Annotated in this window: 15 protein-coding genes; 1 reads left to right on the forward strand and 14 read right to left on the reverse strand. The window is 54.2% G+C overall.

Annotated elements, in window-relative coordinates; translation table 11 throughout:
* Positions 1-483 precede the first annotated feature (483 nt).
* The 4 genes from gltX to J2Z18_RS26075 all read right to left on the reverse strand — a co-directional run bounded on the left by gltX (position 484) and on the right by J2Z18_RS26075 (position 4,343).
* Positions 484-1,947 carry a glutamate--tRNA ligase gene (gene gltX / locus J2Z18_RS26060; protein ID WP_007132588.1) on the reverse strand — a complete coding sequence of 488 codons (1,464 nt, stop codon included), beginning with the start codon at positions 1,945-1,947 and terminating at the stop codon, positions 484-486.
* Positions 1,948-1,995: 48 nt separating this feature from the next.
* Positions 1,996-2,484: a 2-C-methyl-D-erythritol 2,4-cyclodiphosphate synthase gene (gene ispF / locus J2Z18_RS26065; RefSeq protein ID WP_007132589.1), complete on the reverse strand. Its 489-nt coding sequence runs from the start codon at positions 2,482-2,484 to the stop codon at positions 1,996-1,998.
* Positions 2,481-3,179 carry a 2-C-methyl-D-erythritol 4-phosphate cytidylyltransferase gene (gene ispD, locus J2Z18_RS26070; RefSeq protein WP_007132590.1) on the reverse strand — a complete coding sequence of 233 codons (699 nt, stop codon included), beginning with the start codon at positions 3,177-3,179 and terminating at the stop codon, positions 2,481-2,483. Before ispD ends, ispF begins: the two co-directional genes overlap by 4 nt.
* 75 nt (positions 3,180-3,254) lie before the next feature.
* Positions 3,255-4,343: a PIN/TRAM domain-containing protein gene (locus J2Z18_RS26075; RefSeq protein WP_007132591.1), complete on the reverse strand. Its 1,089-nt coding sequence runs from the start codon at positions 4,341-4,343 to the stop codon at positions 3,255-3,257.
* 277 nt (positions 4,344-4,620) lie between these two features.
* Here J2Z18_RS26075 and J2Z18_RS26080 point away from each other — a divergent pair, with 277 nt between their 5' ends.
* Positions 4,621-5,016 (forward strand): nucleoside triphosphate pyrophosphohydrolase family protein, encoded by a 396-nt coding sequence (locus J2Z18_RS26080; RefSeq protein WP_007132592.1) that lies wholly within the window; start codon positions 4,621-4,623, stop codon positions 5,014-5,016.
* A 183-nt stretch (positions 5,017-5,199) separates the two neighbouring features.
* On the opposite strand, the gene pssA is transcribed toward J2Z18_RS26080, so the two are convergent.
* The 10 genes from pssA to dagF all read right to left on the reverse strand — a co-directional run bounded on the left by pssA (position 5,200) and on the right by dagF (position 16,539).
* Positions 5,200-5,931, reverse strand: coding sequence for a CDP-diacylglycerol--serine O-phosphatidyltransferase (pssA, locus tag J2Z18_RS26085; protein WP_007132593.1), 732 nt, complete (start codon positions 5,929-5,931; stop codon positions 5,200-5,202).
* 59 nt (positions 5,932-5,990) lie between these two features.
* The gene (gene disA, locus J2Z18_RS26090; protein ID WP_007132594.1) at positions 5,991-7,067 is read right to left on the reverse strand and encodes a DNA integrity scanning diadenylate cyclase DisA; all 1,077 of its coding nucleotides are present in this window, start codon (positions 7,065-7,067) and stop codon (positions 5,991-5,993) included.
* Between the two features lie 13 nt (positions 7,068-7,080).
* The gene (radA, locus tag J2Z18_RS26095; RefSeq protein ID WP_007132595.1) at positions 7,081-8,448 is read right to left on the reverse strand and encodes a DNA repair protein RadA; all 1,368 of its coding nucleotides are present in this window, start codon (positions 8,446-8,448) and stop codon (positions 7,081-7,083) included.
* Between the two features lie 400 nt (positions 8,449-8,848).
* A complete protein-coding gene (clpC, locus tag J2Z18_RS26100) occupies positions 8,849-11,305 on the reverse strand; it encodes an ATP-dependent protease ATP-binding subunit ClpC (protein WP_007132596.1) in 2,457 nt (818 codons plus the stop codon).
* Between the two features lie 204 nt (positions 11,306-11,509).
* On the reverse strand, positions 11,510-12,577 hold the full coding sequence (gene mcsB, locus J2Z18_RS26105; RefSeq protein WP_007132597.1) for a protein-arginine kinase McsB: 1,068 nt from the start codon (positions 12,575-12,577) through the stop codon (positions 11,510-11,512).
* Between the two features lie 41 nt (positions 12,578-12,618).
* On the reverse strand, positions 12,619-13,143 hold the full coding sequence (mcsA, locus tag J2Z18_RS26110) for a protein-arginine kinase activator protein McsA (RefSeq protein WP_007132598.1): 525 nt from the start codon (positions 13,141-13,143) through the stop codon (positions 12,619-12,621).
* Between the two features lie 24 nt (positions 13,144-13,167).
* A complete protein-coding gene (locus J2Z18_RS26115; protein WP_007132599.1) occupies positions 13,168-13,629 on the reverse strand; it encodes a CtsR family transcriptional regulator in 462 nt (153 codons plus the stop codon).
* A gap of 415 nt (positions 13,630-14,044) precedes the next feature.
* Complete coding sequence (locus tag J2Z18_RS26120) at positions 14,045-14,761, reverse strand: GntR family transcriptional regulator (protein ID WP_040740231.1); 717 nt, start codon at positions 14,759-14,761, stop codon at positions 14,045-14,047.
* Positions 14,762-14,774: 13 nt separating this feature from the next.
* Complete coding sequence (locus J2Z18_RS26125) at positions 14,775-15,791, reverse strand: sugar kinase (protein WP_040740233.1); 1,017 nt, start codon at positions 15,789-15,791, stop codon at positions 14,775-14,777.
* Positions 15,784-16,539: a 2-dehydro-3-deoxy-phosphogluconate aldolase gene (gene dagF, locus J2Z18_RS26130; RefSeq protein ID WP_007132602.1), complete on the reverse strand. Its 756-nt coding sequence runs from the start codon at positions 16,537-16,539 to the stop codon at positions 15,784-15,786. The genes J2Z18_RS26125 and dagF overlap by 8 nt, the downstream gene beginning before the upstream one ends.

Below are 16,539 nucleotides of genomic sequence, written 5' to 3' on the forward strand. Positions count from 1 at the left end.
TTCAAGTCATTAACGGCAGACGACCGGCATGATCTAACGATGGTGTTCGCTTCAACCATGCAGCTCACAGGTGCATTTCCGCTGCAGGCTAACGGGACAACTCTCAGCCGGCAGCTTGATCTGCCGATTGTCCTCTCTGGAACGTGCCTGTTTGATGCGTACTTCTCCTGATCCAAGCTATTATACGTTTATTTGTTGATATAGGTGAAGCCACCCTCCTCTAAAGGACGCTCCGTTGACGGATTGTGCTTTCGATCGCTGTTGTTTTCGGATTTCTTATTAATCACTTTCTCAAGGGGGAAATCCGAAAACAAAGGCGAACGCGTTGCTTCTACAGCTCAATTCCGTCCACTGCGCTACTTCTTCTTAAGGAGTTAATATCTGAACCTTTATCAAAGAATATTCCACTTATAGTTGAGTGTAATTATAACTGATGAAACACGGAACTGACAAGAAGGATTATCTGCCTGGAAAAGCCTATTCTTACGCGCCCTTGATCTGCGAACGCAGTCGGTCCAGCACCCGGTCTCTGCCGAGCAGCCAAATCGTCTGGTTCAGGTCCCGGCCGTGCGTCTGCCCGGTCAATGCGACCCGGATCGGCATGAAGAGCTGTTTGCCCTTGAAGCCGGTCTCCTTCTGGACTTCCTTAATGAGTGCGGCAATCTTCTCTGCGGTGAACTCGTCCGATTGCTCGATTTTGTTAAGGAACGCGGACAGTACGGCAGGCACTTGCTCGCCGCTCATGACCTCAATGCCTTCCGCATCCAGCTCGAGATGCGTGCGGAAGAAGACCTCCGACAGATCGACGATATCCGAAGCGGCCGTCATCTGTTCTTGATAGAGCGCCACCAGCGCACGCGCCCAGGCTTCCTGCTCGGGAGTCAGCTCCGCAGGCAGGCGGCTCGCCTTCTGCAAGTGCGGGATCGCCAGCGCTGCCACCCGCTCCGGATCGGCGCTCTTGATGTAGGTGTTGTTGATGTGAGCCAGCTTATTCGCATCGAAGACGGCCGGGCTCTTGGACAGCCGGTTCTCGTCAAAGATCGAGATCAGCTGATCCTTGGAGAAAATCTCCTCTTCCCCTTCCGGCGACCAGCCGAGCAGCGAAATAAAGTTGAACATCGCCTCCGGCAAATAACCGAGCTGATCGTACTGCTCAATGAACTGGATGATCGATTCATTCCGCTTGCTCAGCTTCTTGTGATCCTCGCCGACGATGAGCGTCATATGGCCGAAGCGAGGCGGCTCCCAGCCGAAGGCTTCATAGATCATCAGCTGGCGCGGCGTGTTCGAGATATGGTCCTCTCCGCGCAGCACGTGGCTGATCTTCATCAGATGGTCATCTACAGCCACGGCGAAATTGTAGGTCGGAATTCCGTCCTTCTTGACGATGACGAAGTCGCCGGTCTCTTTGCTGTTAAACGAGATCGTTCCCTTCACCATATCGTCAAAGGTGTATACGCGATCATCCGGTACGCGGAAACGGATGCTCGGCACGCGTCCTTCCGCTTCCAGGGCAAGACGCTCCTCTTCGGTCAGGTTCCGGTGCTTACCGGAATAGCGCGGCGTCTCCCCGCGGGCCATTTGCTCCTCCCGCTCCTGCTCAAGTTCCTCTTCCGTGCAGTAGCAGCGATAAGCAAGCCCGCGATCCAGAAGATCCTGCCAGTACTGCTTATAAATATCTAGGCGCTCGGTTTGACGGTACGGGCCGTATTCGCCCCCGACATCCACGCTCTCGTCCCAATCCATGCCAAGCCATTTCAGGTATTTAAGCTGGCTTTGCTCTCCGCCTTCCACATTGCGCTTCACATCCGTATCTTCGATCCGGATAATGAATTTCCCGTTGTTCTTGCGGGCGAACAAATAATTGAATAATGCCGTTCTGGCATTGCCGATATGTAAATGTCCCGTCGGACTCGGTGCATAGCGCACGCGGACTTCTCCGGTCATTTGCAACCCCTCCGCTTCTAATTCTTCAATGATTCCTGCAAACATCCTTCAAGATGATAGCATACCTTTCACAAGGCAGACAACCGATTGCGCCGCGATGCCTTCCCCGCGGCCGGTGAAGCCGAGCTGCTCGGTCGTGGTTGCCTTGACGTTGACTTGCTCAACCTCGGCATCCAGCGCCTTCGCGATTACTTCTGTCATCTGCGGGATATAAGGAGCCATCTTCGGCTTCTGGGCGATGATCGTAGCATCGACGTTCCCTAATTTATACCCTTTCTCGGCTGCCATGACCCACACCTGTTCAAGCAGCTTGAGGCTGTCCGCATCTTTAAATGCGGGGTCGGTATCCGGGAAATGACGTCCGATATCGCCAAGCCCCAGCGCTCCAAGAATCGAATCCGCAATCGCATGCAGCAGTACGTCGGCGTCCGAGTGCCCGAGCAGCCCTTTTTCATAAGGAATCGTAACTCCGCCAATGATGCAAGGCCTGCCCTCCACAAGCTGATGCACATCAAATCCATGTCCAACACGAATCATTCTACATTCTCTCCCTTACGTTTCTGTAAAAATGCGGCGTATTCCAGGTCTTCCGGCGTGGTGATCTTGATGTTGCTGTATTTCCCCTCGACCACCTTCACCGGATAGCCTGCCCATTCCATCAGCATCGCGTCATCCGTTCCGGTAAATCCTTCGCTTGCGGCCTTCTCATGGACCGGAAGCAGCTCGGAAAGACGAAAAGTCTGTGGGGTCGCAGCGGCCCACAGACTTTGACGGTCCGGGGTGCCTGTTATCAGCCCCTGGCCGTTCACCTGCTTGATCGTATCCTTCACAGGCACTCCCAGCACGGAAGCGCCGACCTCCATCGCCGCATCGCGGCAAGCTTCAATCTCCTCGGGGGTAATAAACGGTCTGACCCCGTCATGTATCATGACCCATTCGGAGGAGAGCTGCTTCATGCCTTGAAAGACGGAATGCTGTCTTTCGTTGCCTCCCGGGATGACTGCCGTCACCTTGTCCAGCCCGTATTCCTCCACCCAGGATTTGCAGCGGGGAACGTCCTGCGCCCCGGTGACGAGCACCAGCTCTTGCAGCCACGGCAGCCGGTTGAACACCGAAAGCGTATGGATGATGATCGGCTTGCCGCCCAGAGCCAGATACTGCTTGCTCTCCCTGGTTCCCATTCGCGTTCCCTTGCCCGCCGCCACGATGACGGCGCCAAAGCTGTTCTTCATGCGCCAAACTCCTGTCTTAGCCCCTGCCGTCCGCTTGGCCGGCAGGCGGATATGTATATCCCCATCATACTCCGTTTACTGGGCTTTTTCCAACAGTTTCGGTTTGGCGAAGATCATCCGGCCCGCCGAGGTTTGCAATACGCTCGTGACGAGCACTTCCATCATCGTGCCGATATATTCGCGCCCGCCTTCAACGACGATCATCGTGCCGTCATCCAAATAGGCGACGCCTTGGCCATGCTCCTTGCCGTCCTTGATAATCTGCACGAGGATTTCTTCGCCCGGCAGAACGACCGGCTTGACCGCATTGGCCAAATCATTGATGTTCAGCACCGATACGCCTTGCAGCTCGCATACCTTGTTCAAATTGAAGTCGTTCGTGACCACCTTGCCCTGCAGCACTTTAGCGAGCTTCACGAGCTTGCTGTCCACCTCGGAGATTTCTTCGAAGTCCCCTTCATAGATGAGAACCTTTACATCCAGCTCTTTCTGGATTTTATTCAAAATATCAAGTCCGCGGCGCCCGCGATTGCGCTTGAGCAAATCCGACGAATCGGCAATGTGCTGCAGCTCCTCCAGTACAAACTCGGGAATGACAATCGTTCCTTCGATGAACCCGGTTTTGCAAATATCGGCAATTCTTCCGTCGATAATGACGCTGGTATCCAGAATTTTATGTTCTTCGACGCGCCGGCTTTCCGGCTCGGCCGCCTGGCTCCATCGTCCCGACATCCACAAGGAAGCCAGTTCTTCCTTCTTCTCCAGTCCGATCCGAAGCCCGAGATACCCGCCCAGCACGGTAATCCCCACCTGCAGCAGCTGCCCGACTTGTCCTAACAAGGATAATCCCGGCGAGAGCAGCAAGGATAACAGAAGACCGCCTAATAGCCCGGCTGTACCGGCTGCCAGATCATTCATCGGAATGCGTGAGAACGAAGAGATCAGGCTGTGCAGGCTTCGGGTCACCCGTTCCGCCGACAGCACGCCAATCATGCCGAATAATAAACCTCCCAGCAGCGCGAAGGCACCGCTCCCCGCCGCAAACACGCCTTGACCAAACATCGGCGAGAGCTCGGGAAATGACCGTTCGATTGTATGATATAACGTATAGCCGCTCCATGCTCCGCATAATACCGTAAATGCTAAAATAGCTTTTTTTAACATGAGCTTTCGCACACCTCCTTATTGTAAACTGAATTATGGTTATTTCTATATTTCCAGTATGCTCCAATTTCAGCCGACCTAATCGTTAAGGGGTATATTTTTTATCACGATCCCCATACCACACGCCTTCCCCCTGTTGAAACTCACGCGATTTCCAGGCCCGCATCGTGGGCCGCAATCTGGAATCGAATCCCTCCAAACGCCTGAAACTGGTTGAAATTGGCCGAAGTAGTGGAATATAATGAACTCAATTCATAATATCGAGGTGGATGTATAAATGAGCGCTCCTAGTTTACAGGCCTTTCAGGATCAAGTTTCCGAATTGTTGCTCCGTCACCGCAGTCTATTGGATGTTCTGTCGAAAAATGGTCAAAGCAATGCATCAGTCAACCGTGCCGTTACCAAAGCCATCACAGAATGCGGATGCATCGAGCTCCATGCCACGAAGCAAACCTTCGATATCAACGCTGATCTCGAATCCGCCCGGGAATTAGTGGGCACCCATGTCCAGGGCCATCTGTGCGAGAACTGCCGCGAAGCGGTTAGCTCCGAGCTTGGCCGCAACCTTTTTTATATGTCGGCCCTTGCCAATCTGCTCGATATTCAGCTGGATGACGTGGTGGTGAAGGAGTCGCAGAAATGCTCGACGCTGGGTCTGTTCAACCTGTCCTAAAGCCGCCATGTTCCGGATAAGCGATTGCAGGTATTTAGGGTATTCCAAAATAAACACAAAAAAGCATTTATCTCTCTGCAAGGAGCAGGGAAATAAATGCTTTTTATTTATTGTGCGCGGGCACCAACGTTTCATACCCGCGCGGTTTGGATTGCAAATGAAGTTAATGAAGCCATAGCGGACCTACCGGTCCGAGGAGCGATAGGCTTCATCCGATTGGCTGTCATCCTTGCGGCGCTTTCTCCGCGTCAGTCTGCGGAAATTTTGCTGAAGGCCGTACCCGGCATACAGCACGAGCGGGACAAAGATCAGCATGGAGGTCTGCTCCGGAAAGAACACGGCCACCATAACGGCACCGATAATGACCAATGGCGTGAATTTGATCGCCGTTTTCGGAATGCCGATCTTCTTGAAGTTCGGGTACTTGACGGCGCTGACCATGAGATAAGAAAGAAGCAACATGCCAAAAATCATATAAGGTGCCGTAATCTCTTCATGGAACAGCGCCAGCGTAGCAAGCACGCCGCCTGCAGCGGGGATCGGCAGGCCGATAAAGTATCCCGGTATTCCCGGACGGACGTTGAATCTCGCAAGCCGAAGCGCTCCGCACATCGGAAAGATCGCGGTCACGGTCCAGGCCAAGGCTGAATTGATATCTGTAAAAGCAACTGTATACATAATAAGTGCAGGTGCTACACCAAATGAGATCACATCCGATAAGGAATCCAGTTCCTTGCCGAATTCGCTCTGTGCATTCAGCGCCCGGGCCACCCGGCCGTCCAGACCGTCGAGAAGCATGGCGATGATAATCATAATGGCCGCCATACTTGTTCGGCCTTCTGTCGCCAAGATGATGCCAATCATTCCGAGAAACAGATTACCTAAAGTAAACATGTTCGGAATTGATTTCGTCATTTTATATTCACCTCGTATAATTGAACGTTCCAAACACCGATTGTTCGATTGTAGGCCTTTTAAATCTGTCTGTCAATGAACACTTGCTCCTGCAGCCTCTTCAATCCTTCCTTGATGTTCCGTGCCCGTACCTCGCCGATGCCGTCGACTTCGTCCAATTCGTGGATCGAGGCGGACATGATGCTGGACAGATCCTGGAACCGGTCGACTAGGTTACGGATGATGACATTCGGCAGACGCGGGATCTTGTTCAGGATCCGGTATCCGCGCGGCAGAATCTCTTCTTCGGAAGCGGCGGCGGAAGCCGGATAGCCGAGAAGTCTGACGATATGGTGAATGTCCAGGAGCTCTTCATCGGTCGAACGTTTAAGCGCCAGAATGATCTCGCGGATCTTCTCTTCGCTGTATTCGCGCGCATAATCCGCGTACAAGAGCCATGCTTCCTCCTCCATATTGCTTACCAGCTCATCCATCTGCATGCTGATCAGTCGGCCTTCATTGCCAAGCTCGTTAATATATCGCTTGATTTCCTTCTTGATGCGCAGCACCATCTCTACGCGCTGGATGACGTTGACCACTTCGGGGATCGTAACCAGCTCCTCGAATTCCGAGGCGGACAGGTTGGTCAGCGACTGGTTGAGCACGGCTCTGTACCGCTCCAGCGTCTGAATCGCTTGGTTGGCTTTGGTCAAAATAACGCCGATTTCCTTTAACGCATACCGCAGCGAGCCTTGATACAATGTAATGATATTCCGGCGCTGCGAGATGGACACCACCAGCTTGCCCGTCTGCTTCGCCACCCGCTCCGCCGTCCGGTGACGTATCCCTGTCTCAATGGAAGAAATGGATGAGTCGGGGATGAGCTGGGTGTTGGCATATAGTATCCGTTTCAAGTCTTCGCTCAAGATGATGGCGCCGTCCATCTTGGCAAGCTCATACAAATAGTTCGGCGAGAAATCGCAGTTGATGGAGAAGCCCCCGTCGACAACCTCCATCACCTCGGGGCTGTAGCCCACAACGATCAGCGCGCCCGTCTTCGCCCGCAGCACGTTCTCCAATCCGTCGCGAAACGGCGTTCCCGGTGCTACCAGCTTTAGCAAATCATTCATTTTGTCCAGTTGGCTCGTTTCCTTCACCCTCGTATGCCCCCTAATCTAACGCAACCGCTAATGCATCTGCAACGGTATTAACTCCGATAATTTCAATTCCTTTGGGGTGCTTCCACCCCTTCAAGCTCTTCTCTGGTAAAATCACGCGTTTGAAGCCGAGCTTCTCGGCTTCCTTCACCCTTTGCTCCGCCCGGGAAACGGCGCGAACCTCGCCGGTCAGCCCGACCTCGCCGAAAATAACATCATACGGCTTGGTCGGAATATCGCGAAAGCTGGATGCGATGCTGACAGCGATCGCCAAATCGACGGCAGGCTCATCCAGCTTGACGCCGCCGGCCACATTCAAATAGGCGTCCTGCGTCTGCAGGAACATGCCCATCCGTTTCTCCAGCACGGCGATAATCAGGTTCATGCGATGATGGTCGACGCCTGTGCCCATCCGTCTCGGTGACGGAAAATGCGTCGTGGATATAAGCGCCTGAAGCTCCACGAGCACAGGACGCGTTCCCTCCATGCTGGCGACGACGGTCGACCCGGCTACGCCTAAAGGGCGCTCGGAGAGGAACAGCTCGGACGGGTTACCCACTTCACGCAGACCGTCCTCTCCCATTTCAAATATGCCGATCTCATTTGTCGAACCGAAGCGGTTCTTGACCGCACGCAGCAGGCGGTACGTATGATGCCGCTCTCCTTCAAAGTAAAGCACGCAATCCACCATATGCTCCAGCATCCGCGGCCCTGCAATGGCCCCTTCCTTGGTCACGTGGCCGACCAGCACCGTGGCAATGCCCTTCACCTTCGCCAGACGCATGAAGCGGGAGGTGCATTCCCGAACCTGGGATACGCTTCCCGGCGCGCTCGTGACCTCCGGCAGGTATACCGTTTGAATGGAGTCGATCACGACAAAGCCCGGCTGAACGCTCTCCACCGCTTCCTCGATCGATTCCAGGTTCGTTTCGCAGAGGACGAACAGCTCCGGCGACAGCGCGCCGAGCCGGTCGGCCCGAAGCTTCGTTTGCCGAACCGATTCCTCACCCGATATATACAGGACGCGGATGCCGCTTTGCGCCAAACGGTTCGAGGCTTGCAGCAGCAGCGTCGATTTCCCGATGCCGGGGTCTCCTCCAACCAGCACGAGCGATCCGGGAACGAGCCCGCCGCCGAGCACACGGTTCAATTCCGCAATCCCCGTCTGGATTCTCGGTTCCTTTCCGCTCTCTATATTTATGATGGAAAGGGGCTTTTCTTTACTATGAAAAAGAGGGGAATTCATCCCCTGCGTCTTGATTACCGTCTCGGTCTCCTCTACCATGGAATTCCATGATTGACAGCCCGGACATTTCCCGAACCATTTCGGCGCTTCATAGCCGCATTCGGTACAGAAAAATTTCGTCTTAGTTTTGGCCATGGAAGTCTCCTTTATGTTGCCTTTTCCTTTGTCGGAATCCGTAAAACCCTGCAAAATCAGGCATTAATCAAAGTTTACCATTTCTTCTAATTGACCGTAAAGGCAAATTGCACAACTTTACACAGGATGGGATGGATTTGTTTAAAATTTAAAGAGCCGAAGGAGAATCGGCATTTGTTTAATGATCATTTACGAACAAGCGGTGTGTCCGCTTCGCTGCCTGATCATTCTTACGATCGCTGTTAAACAAGGGGAACTGGAATGGATTATCGTTGTGGCTTCCCGGTTTTTAAAGGCGAGCGCTGTCGCATCTTTGGAACGATTCCGTCCTCTCCGCTAGGTTGGTACCCCAAAATCAAAAACCCCCGCTGGAAATAATCCAGCAGGGGGGAATCTACGCTTATTCGGTCTCGGACGATGCGGCAGCAACGCTATCCTTCTTGCGGACGGACAGCTCGCCGTTCTCCTCGTCGATGATGAGGGCATCGCCTTTCTTGACATTGCCCTTCAGCAGTTCCTCGGAAAGACGGTCCTCGATATGCTTCTGGATGGCCCGGCGCAATGGACGGGCACCGAAGGCAGGGTCGTAGCCTTCTTTCGCGATGAACGCCTTCGCCTGATCGGTAAGCTCGAATTCCACGTCGAATTCGCGCAGCCGCTTGCGCAGCTCGTCGGACATCAAGGTCACGATCTCGGCGATATGCTTCTCTTCGAGCGAGTGGAACACGATGATCTCATCGATCCGGTTCAGGAACTCCGGACGGAAGCTCTTCTTCAGCTCATCCATCACTTTCGTCTTCATATTGTTGTAATCGCGGCCCGCATCGGTCACGGCGGTGAAGCCGAGCGTCGAATTGCGCTTGATCGCCTCGGCGCCGACGTTCGACGTGAGGATGATCAACGTGTTGCGGAAGTCGACGACGCGGCCCTTGGAATCGGTCAAGCGTCCGTCCTCCAGCACCTGAAGCAGAATGTTGAACACTTCAGGATGCGCCTTCTCGATCTCATCCAGCAGGACGACGGAGTATGGCTTGCGGCGAACCTTCTCGGTCAGTTGGCCGCCTTCCTCGTAGCCCACGTATCCCGGAGGCGCTCCGACGAGACGTGCCGTGGAATGCTTCTCCATGTACTCGGACATGTCGATCCGAACGACCGCATTCTCATCGCCGAACATCGCTTCGGCAAGCGCGCGTGCAAGCTCGGTTTTACCAACGCCTGTAGGTCCAAGGAAGATGAAGGAGCCCATCGGACGCTTCGGATCTTTCAGACCTGCGCGTGCACGGCGTACCGCACGGCTGACAGCCTTAACGGCTTCTTCCTGACCGATGACGCGGCTGTGCAGAATCTCTTCGAGATTGAGCAGGCGCTCCGTCTCTTCTTCCTTCAGCTTATTCACCGGAATTCCGGTCCAGTTCGCCACGACATCGGCGATATCCTCAGGCGTAACCTCGGAATCGGTGCGGCCCTGCTTTTCCTTCCACTGATTCTTCGTAATTTCGAGCTCTTCGCGCAGCTTCTGCTCGGTATCGCGAAGTGCAGCGGCCTTTTCGAATTCCTGGCTTTGGACAGCGGCATCCTTCTCCTTGCGGATGTCTTCCAGATGCGCTTCCTGGTCTTTCAGATTCGGCGGAATCGTGTACGTATTCAAGCGTACCTTGGAGCCCGCCTCGTCGATCAGGTCGATGGCCTTATCCGGCAGGAACCGGTCCGTAATGTAACGATCGGACAGCTTCACGGCTTGCTCGATCGCCTCATCCGTAATCTTCACGCGGTGATGCGCTTCATATCTGTCACGCAGCCCGTAGAGGATCTGAATCGCTTCCTCCGGAGAAGGCTGATCCACCGTGATTGGCTGGAAGCGCCGTTCAAGGGCAGCATCCTTCTCAATATATTTGCGGTATTCATCCAGCGTCGTCGCCCCGATGCACTGCAGCTCGCCGCGCGCCAGGGACGGCTTCAGAATGTTGGAAGCGTCGATCGCGCCTTCCGCACCGCCTGCACCGATCAGCGTATGCAGCTCGTCGATGAACAGGATGATGTTGCCCGCTTGGCGGATCTCATCCATAATCTTCTTCAGCCGGTCTTCAAACTCGCCGCGGTATTTCGTGCCGGCCACGACCGAGCCCATGTCGAGGGTCATGACCCGCTTATCGCGGAGCGTTTCCGGAATTTCATTATTGATAATGCGCTGAGCCAAGCCCTCGGCGATGGCCGTTTTACCGACCCCTGGTTCCCCAATCAAAACCGGGTTGTTCTTCGTGCGGCGGCTCAGCACCTGAATGACGCGCTCAATCTCTTTGCTTCGGCCGATGACCGGATCCAGGTTGCCTTCCTTGGCAATCGCGGTCAAATCGCGGGCCAAGCTGTCCAGCGTAGGCGTGCTTACGTTTTGCGGCGTGCCGTGGTGGCTCGATACCGCCTCGCTGCTGCCGAGCAGCTGCAGCACCTGCTGGCGCGCCTTGTTCAGGCTGATGCCCAGATTGTTCAGCACGCGTGCTGCCACGCCTTCGCCCTCGCGAATCAATCCAAGCAAAATATGTTCTGTTCCAACGTAGGTGTGCCCCAGCTTGCGGGCTTCATCCATGGAAAGCTCAATAACCTTCTTTGCCCGCGGCGTGTAGGCAATATTGGTTGGCTGCTCTTGGCCGCGTCCGATCAAGGTCTCTACTTCGTCTTGGATTTTCTCAAGACCAAGCCCGAGGCCGATCAGCGCTTTAGCCGCAATGCCGTCTCCTTCGCGGATGAGTCCGAGTAAAATATGCTCTGTTCCGATATTGTTATGTCCCAGACGCACGGCTTCTTCTTGAGCCAATGCAAGCACCTTCTGAGCACGTTCCGTAAATCTGCCAAACATCATAATATTGCACCTCCACGTTTCATGTATATTTACCCTCACGAATTTCGGTGTATCGCCGCCCCGAAGGGCCGCGATGCTGCCCGATTCGCCTATTAAAAGAAACAACGGTTATATTCCATTAACCGAACCCTGGCATTTTTATCCCGGGTCAAGAAATATTCTTCCTGAAAGCTCTAGATTCCTGTTTCTTAATCAAAAGTTCATCTACGGCTTCGCAGCCAGCGTTTCCCTGATGAGCTTGGCTCTGTACATATCGCGTTCCGAAGGATTCATGCTCTCCCCGAACGTCTTTTGCAGGAAGCCCGGCTGCGTCTTCACATTAAGCTCATTCATCACCGAGCTGGCCGGACCTTCGAGCAATCCCAGATCCACACCGAGACGGACATCGGACAGCCGCTGCGCCGCTTCCTTGGAATCCATAACCGCCGCGTAGGACAGTATGCCATAGGAGCGCATCACCCGGTCCGTGATCCGCAGCTTGGATTCATTAATAAGACGCTGTCTGGCGTTCTTCTCATGCTCAATGATCTGCAGGGCGACACTGTGAAGATTTTCAATAATCTCGGCTTCGGTCTGGCCAAGCGTAATCTGGTTGGAGATCTGGAACAGATTGCCCACAGCTTCGCTGCCCTCGCCGTAAATGCCCCGAACGGTCAAGCCGACCTGAGACACGGCCGAGAGAATCCGGTTGATCTGCTGGGTCATCACCAGCGCCGGCAGATGCATCATAACCGAGGCACGGAGGCCGGTTCCGACGTTCGTCGGACAGCTGGTCAGGAATCCCCGCTTGTCATCAAAGGCGTAATCCACATGCGCTTCGAAAATATCGTCCAGCGCCGTCGCTCGCTCCCAAGCTTCTCTAACCTGAAAGCCCGGATATAAACACTGTATGCGCAGATGATCCTCTTCATTGATCATGATGCTGACGGATTCGTCCTCTGTCAAAATGACAGCGCCGTTTCGGGATTCATTGGCCAGATTGGGACTGATCAGATGCTTCTCGACAAGCACCCGTTTATCCAAATCGTCAATATCGCTCAATTTGATAACATGCAGCTCCCCGAAATCGTTCAGCCGCTCCCTATCCTTGATGACGCTGATCAGGCGCTCTAGCACTTCGCTCGACTGCTGATTCGTCGCCAGCAGCGGGAAAGGAAGCTGCTGCAGATTGCGCGCCACCCTGACACGGGTGCTGATGACAATGTCGGAATCCTGACCATTCCCGCGCATCCATTCGCTCAGCGCCGTATCGGTAAACCGGTGATTAGACATCACGCATTCCTCCTAGCTAAAAGTGCATCATCATAAGTTCCTCATCCTTGGGCGATATTTCGCTCAAGCTCGCGGATCCGGTCCCGAATCTCGGCGGCCGTTTCAAACTCCTCCTGCACGATCCGGAACTGAAGCTCCTTCTTCAGCTCCTCAATCTTGCGCTTGAGCTGAATGACACCGCCGGTCCGCTTCGGCACCTTGCCGACATGGGACGTATTGCCATGCACTCGCTTGAACAGCGGATCCAGGCGATCCGAGAAATATTTATAACACGAGCTGCAGCCGAAACGGCCAAGCTTGCTGAATTGGGAATACGTCATGCCGCATTCCTCGCAGCGCAGTGTCTGCGCCGGCTTGGCACCCGCATTCTGGCCCTTGCCGGAAGGATCCAGATCCAGGAGGCCTGAAAGCAAACTGTGTATAGAAAAACCATTCGACGTCCCGGGGATCAATTCCCCTTTTTCACGGGCACAAGATTCACAAAAATGAAATTCGGTCTTCTCGCCATTCACGATTTTCGTAAAATGCAATGTCGCTGGTCGTTTACCACATTCCTGGCATATCATACTCCATGCCCTCCTTACACAGACTCACTTACCTAACAAAGCAATAAGCATGGCCTTCATGATTCTCGCACGGAGCTCATCCCGGTAAGGAAGCTTCACATTGAGGCAATCCCTCGAAATGGCGGCCCGCATCAAGCTGGCCTCTCGTTTGTTCAAGAACCTTGACTCCTCCAACTGGTAGATCAGCCCTTCCGCGACCGTCTGGTCGATCCGGCTGCCGATCGTATGATGCAGATGCTGGTGGAGTGCGGAATGCTGGGGAAGCTCGATCCGCTGGATGCGGATATAACCGCCGCCTCCGCGCTTGCTCTCGACGAGAAAGCCCTTCTCCAGCGTAAATCTGGTGCTGATGACATAGTTGATCTGGGAAGGAACGCAGGAGAACTGCTCCGCCAGATCGTTCCGTTGAATTTCAACGGTTCCCTCCGGGCTTTCCTGCAAAATGCTCTTGAGGTATTGTTCGATAATATCAGAGATATTACGCATGGTCTGTTCATCCTCCACTGTTTGAAACGATAAGACGGATTGTGATCTTACACGTCCGCACAGAGTCATACCTTTAAATTTTAACCATAATCAAAATCAGCGAACCCTGCCCGTTGACTTTGACTTTCTTTGACTTTAATCTCATTATAGCATAACTTTAAAATTTGCCAAGGGGGGGCCACAAAATTTTCGCGCCGGTCTGTTATTCGTAGTCTGCCCATTTTTTCTCACCCTTATAGCCACAGCCCCGCAGGAATTTTGCCTCTTCGAGCGCCTTCCAAGCCTGCCCTTAATCCCCACAACGCGCGCCCGCACTCGAGGCTATAGAAAAAAGCAGCCTGATCCCGGTTCCCCGGCCATAAGGCTGCTCTTCCCTGACTTTATTCCTTTCGAGCCTTCCCGCTGCGCCCTGTCTTTACGCGTCGTAGCTGATTAAATAATGCTGAAGCTCTGTATTGTAATAACCGATGCTGTATTCAATAATCGTCCCCGCACCGTCGTAAGAGGATCTGAGCCGCTTGAGGAGCGGCGTACCCGGACTGACGCCAAGCAGACCCGCCATCTCTTCATCCGCTACGGCCGCCAGAAAACGGTCGCGGAAATTCTCCAGCGTAATCTGGCTTTCTTCAATCCGGTCATAAAGGGAAGGGAGCTCGCCAGGCCCGAAATCCCCTCCCATATCGACAAGCGGCGAAACATAATGCGTATAGTGAATGTAGGGCTGCCCGTCCAGCAGGTACAACCGCTCGATGCGAAGGCATTTTTCGCCGAATTTTTCATACATCTCGCTATCCGGCTCGTGAAACACCCATTCGGTCTTCAAATGGCGCTTCTGAATCTGATGCCCTTCCTCGACCAAAATCTCGGTAAACAGCTTGCCCTTGGAAAGCTTCGAGAACGAGGTATTGCGGGTTACAATCGTCCCTACCCCGCTGCGTTTCTCGACATAGCCCTCCTGGTGCAGCTCCTGAATCGCATTGCGCACGGTCATCTTGCTGACGTTGAATTCCTGCTCCAGCTGCGGCTCAGAAGGAATATGGGTTCCCAAAGGATACACCCCATGCAGGATCCGGTCCTTAATGATCTTCTTGATCTGAAGATACAGCGGACCGTTCTTACGCGTGATCGACATACGTTCGTTCACCTTACCTTTCCACATCCGACCTATGATCACCCATTGCTCGCAGAATGTCAAGCTCTCCTGCTGTCGGCGTATCTCCAGGTACCGTGTGGGCCAGCATGGCTGCCGCTGCCGCGAATTCAACGGTCTGTACAGGATCGTATCCCTGCAGCAGGCCATGGATCACGCCGCTGGCATAAGCATCCCCCGCTCCGATCCGATCATAAACGGAGAAGGTCAACGTTCTCGAAAAATGAAAAGCTCCGTCCTTATACAAATATCCCTTCAGGGAGTGGGTATTGTCTCCATTAATATGGCGGTGGGTGCCGGAAAGGGCGGAAATGCCGTACGTCTCCGCTACCTTCGGGATCAGCTCCCCGAGCTGCTCCGCCCGGTCTTCCCGCTTCGTTTCCATCCCGAGAATATAGAGCGCATCCTTCTCATTCATGAAGACAATGTCCGCAAGGGACAGCATCTCCTCATAATGCGGCTTGGCAAAAGTATAGCCATCCGCGCCCCACAGGGATGGCCGGTAGTTGCAGTCGAACACCACCGTGCCGCCGTTAGCCTTCACTTCCCGGGCCAAGGTCTTCATCTGCCCCCGGACATTCTCGTTCATGGAAAGCGTGATTCCGCAAAAGTGGATCACATCGATGCTCCGGGCAATCGTCGAAAAATCATACATCGCAGGGTCCGCCGTATTAAAACTGCTCCCCAGTCGGTCCGTATAAGTGACCCGTCCGGGCCGAACGCCAAAGCCATTCTCCAAAAAATACATGCCGACGTACTTGCCGCCGCGGCTAATGAAGGAGGTGTCGATTCCCAGCTTGCGTAGGTACGCAATCGCCGCATCGCCGAGCGGGTTATCCGGCAGCGTACTGACCAAATAACCGGCATGCCCAAGCCTTCCAAGGGCCGAAGCGATATTAACGCCGGTCCCCGAGAAGGAATAGTTCAGGCTGCTCTCTTGCGCCAAGGAGGCATAACCCGGCACCTGCAGCCGCATCATGACCTCGCCGAATGCCGCAATCACCTTAGGCATATTGATCAACCAACGCTTTTAACGTCTGATGAAGCTCCTGCACATCGCTGACAATCGTATCGCCGCTCGCCGAATCGATGATCGAGGAGTATACATGCGGGATCACCTGGCGCACGCCGGCTTCCAGCGCGATCCGGACGATCGCTTCGAAATTGTCTTTGTCGATCCCGCCCGTCGGCTCGAGGGCGAAATCCTCTTCCGCACACGCCTTGGCCACTGCCCGGTATTCCTCTTCCAGCTTCAAGCCTTGCATCGGGAAGTATTTAAGCGCATTGCCGCCCATGTCGCGTACCAGGGCAATCGCCGCCTTCACGGGAACGATCGCTTTGTCCGTACCCGCCGCACTCGCCGGCCCCGTCGAAATATTAACATAGCCTGCCTGACCGGACGGCGAAACAAGGCTGTTGATCCAGCCGTCCTGACCGTTCAGATTGGCCCTTGTCGCGCCGACTGCCGGGAACACCTGATTGATGTGAGTTCCAGGGTAGCTCTTCACGATTTCCGCCACGACGGCCGCCTGGCGGTTGTCGCCTGCGCCTAGCCCGATCGACACGGCATCCTCAATCGCCGCGCCGTACTCCTTCATGGCGACAACCGCTTCCTGCGCGCTCGGGTAATTTTTCGACAGCACGCCGACCAGGACATGCCCTTCCGCTGCTTCAAAGACGTCTTTGGCATTCTGGATGCTGCCTGCCAGCACATTTAATGCCGTGCGGTTTTTATATAATCGTTTCTCCATGTTTGACAT

Source organism: Paenibacillus lactis (assembly GCF_017873605.1).
Classification (GTDB): Bacteria; Bacillota; Bacilli; order Paenibacillales; family Paenibacillaceae; genus Paenibacillus_AQ; species Paenibacillus_AQ lactis.

Excerpts from the sequence above, each read along its gene's own strand:
- gltX (WP_007132588.1), bottom strand. The coding sequence starts at position 1,947 with ATGACCGGAGAAGTCCGCGTGCGCTATGCACCGAGTCCGACGGGACAT.
- ispF (WP_007132589.1), bottom strand. The coding sequence starts at position 2,484 with ATGATTCGTGTTGGACATGGATTTGATGTGCATCAGCTTGTGGAGGGC.
- ispD (WP_007132590.1), bottom strand. The coding sequence starts at position 3,179 with ATGAAGAACAGCTTTGGCGCCGTCATCGTGGCGGCGGGCAAGGGAACG.
- J2Z18_RS26075 (WP_007132591.1), bottom strand. The coding sequence starts at position 4,343 with ATGTTAAAAAAAGCTATTTTAGCATTTACGGTATTATGCGGAGCATGG.
- J2Z18_RS26080 (WP_007132592.1), top strand. The coding sequence starts at position 4,621 with ATGAGCGCTCCTAGTTTACAGGCCTTTCAGGATCAAGTTTCCGAATTG.
- pssA (WP_007132593.1), bottom strand. The coding sequence starts at position 5,931 with ATGACGAAATCAATTCCGAACATGTTTACTTTAGGTAATCTGTTTCTC.
- radA (WP_007132595.1), bottom strand. The coding sequence starts at position 8,448 with ATGGCCAAAACTAAGACGAAATTTTTCTGTACCGAATGCGGCTATGAA.
- clpC (WP_007132596.1), bottom strand. The coding sequence starts at position 11,305 with ATGATGTTTGGCAGATTTACGGAACGTGCTCAGAAGGTGCTTGCATTG.
- mcsB (WP_007132597.1), bottom strand. The coding sequence starts at position 12,577 with ATGTCTAATCACCGGTTTACCGATACGGCGCTGAGCGAATGGATGCGC.
- mcsA (WP_007132598.1), bottom strand. The coding sequence starts at position 13,143 with ATGATATGCCAGGAATGTGGTAAACGACCAGCGACATTGCATTTTACG.
- J2Z18_RS26115 (WP_007132599.1), bottom strand. The coding sequence starts at position 13,629 with ATGCGTAATATCTCTGATATTATCGAACAATACCTCAAGAGCATTTTG.
- J2Z18_RS26120 (WP_040740231.1), bottom strand. The coding sequence starts at position 14,761 with ATGTCGATCACGCGTAAGAACGGTCCGCTGTATCTTCAGATCAAGAAG.
- J2Z18_RS26125 (WP_040740233.1), bottom strand. The coding sequence starts at position 15,791 with ATGCCTAAGGTGATTGCGGCATTCGGCGAGGTCATGATGCGGCTGCAG.
- dagF (WP_007132602.1), bottom strand. The coding sequence starts at position 16,539 with ATGTCAAACATGGAGAAACGATTATATAAAAACCGCACGGCATTAAAT.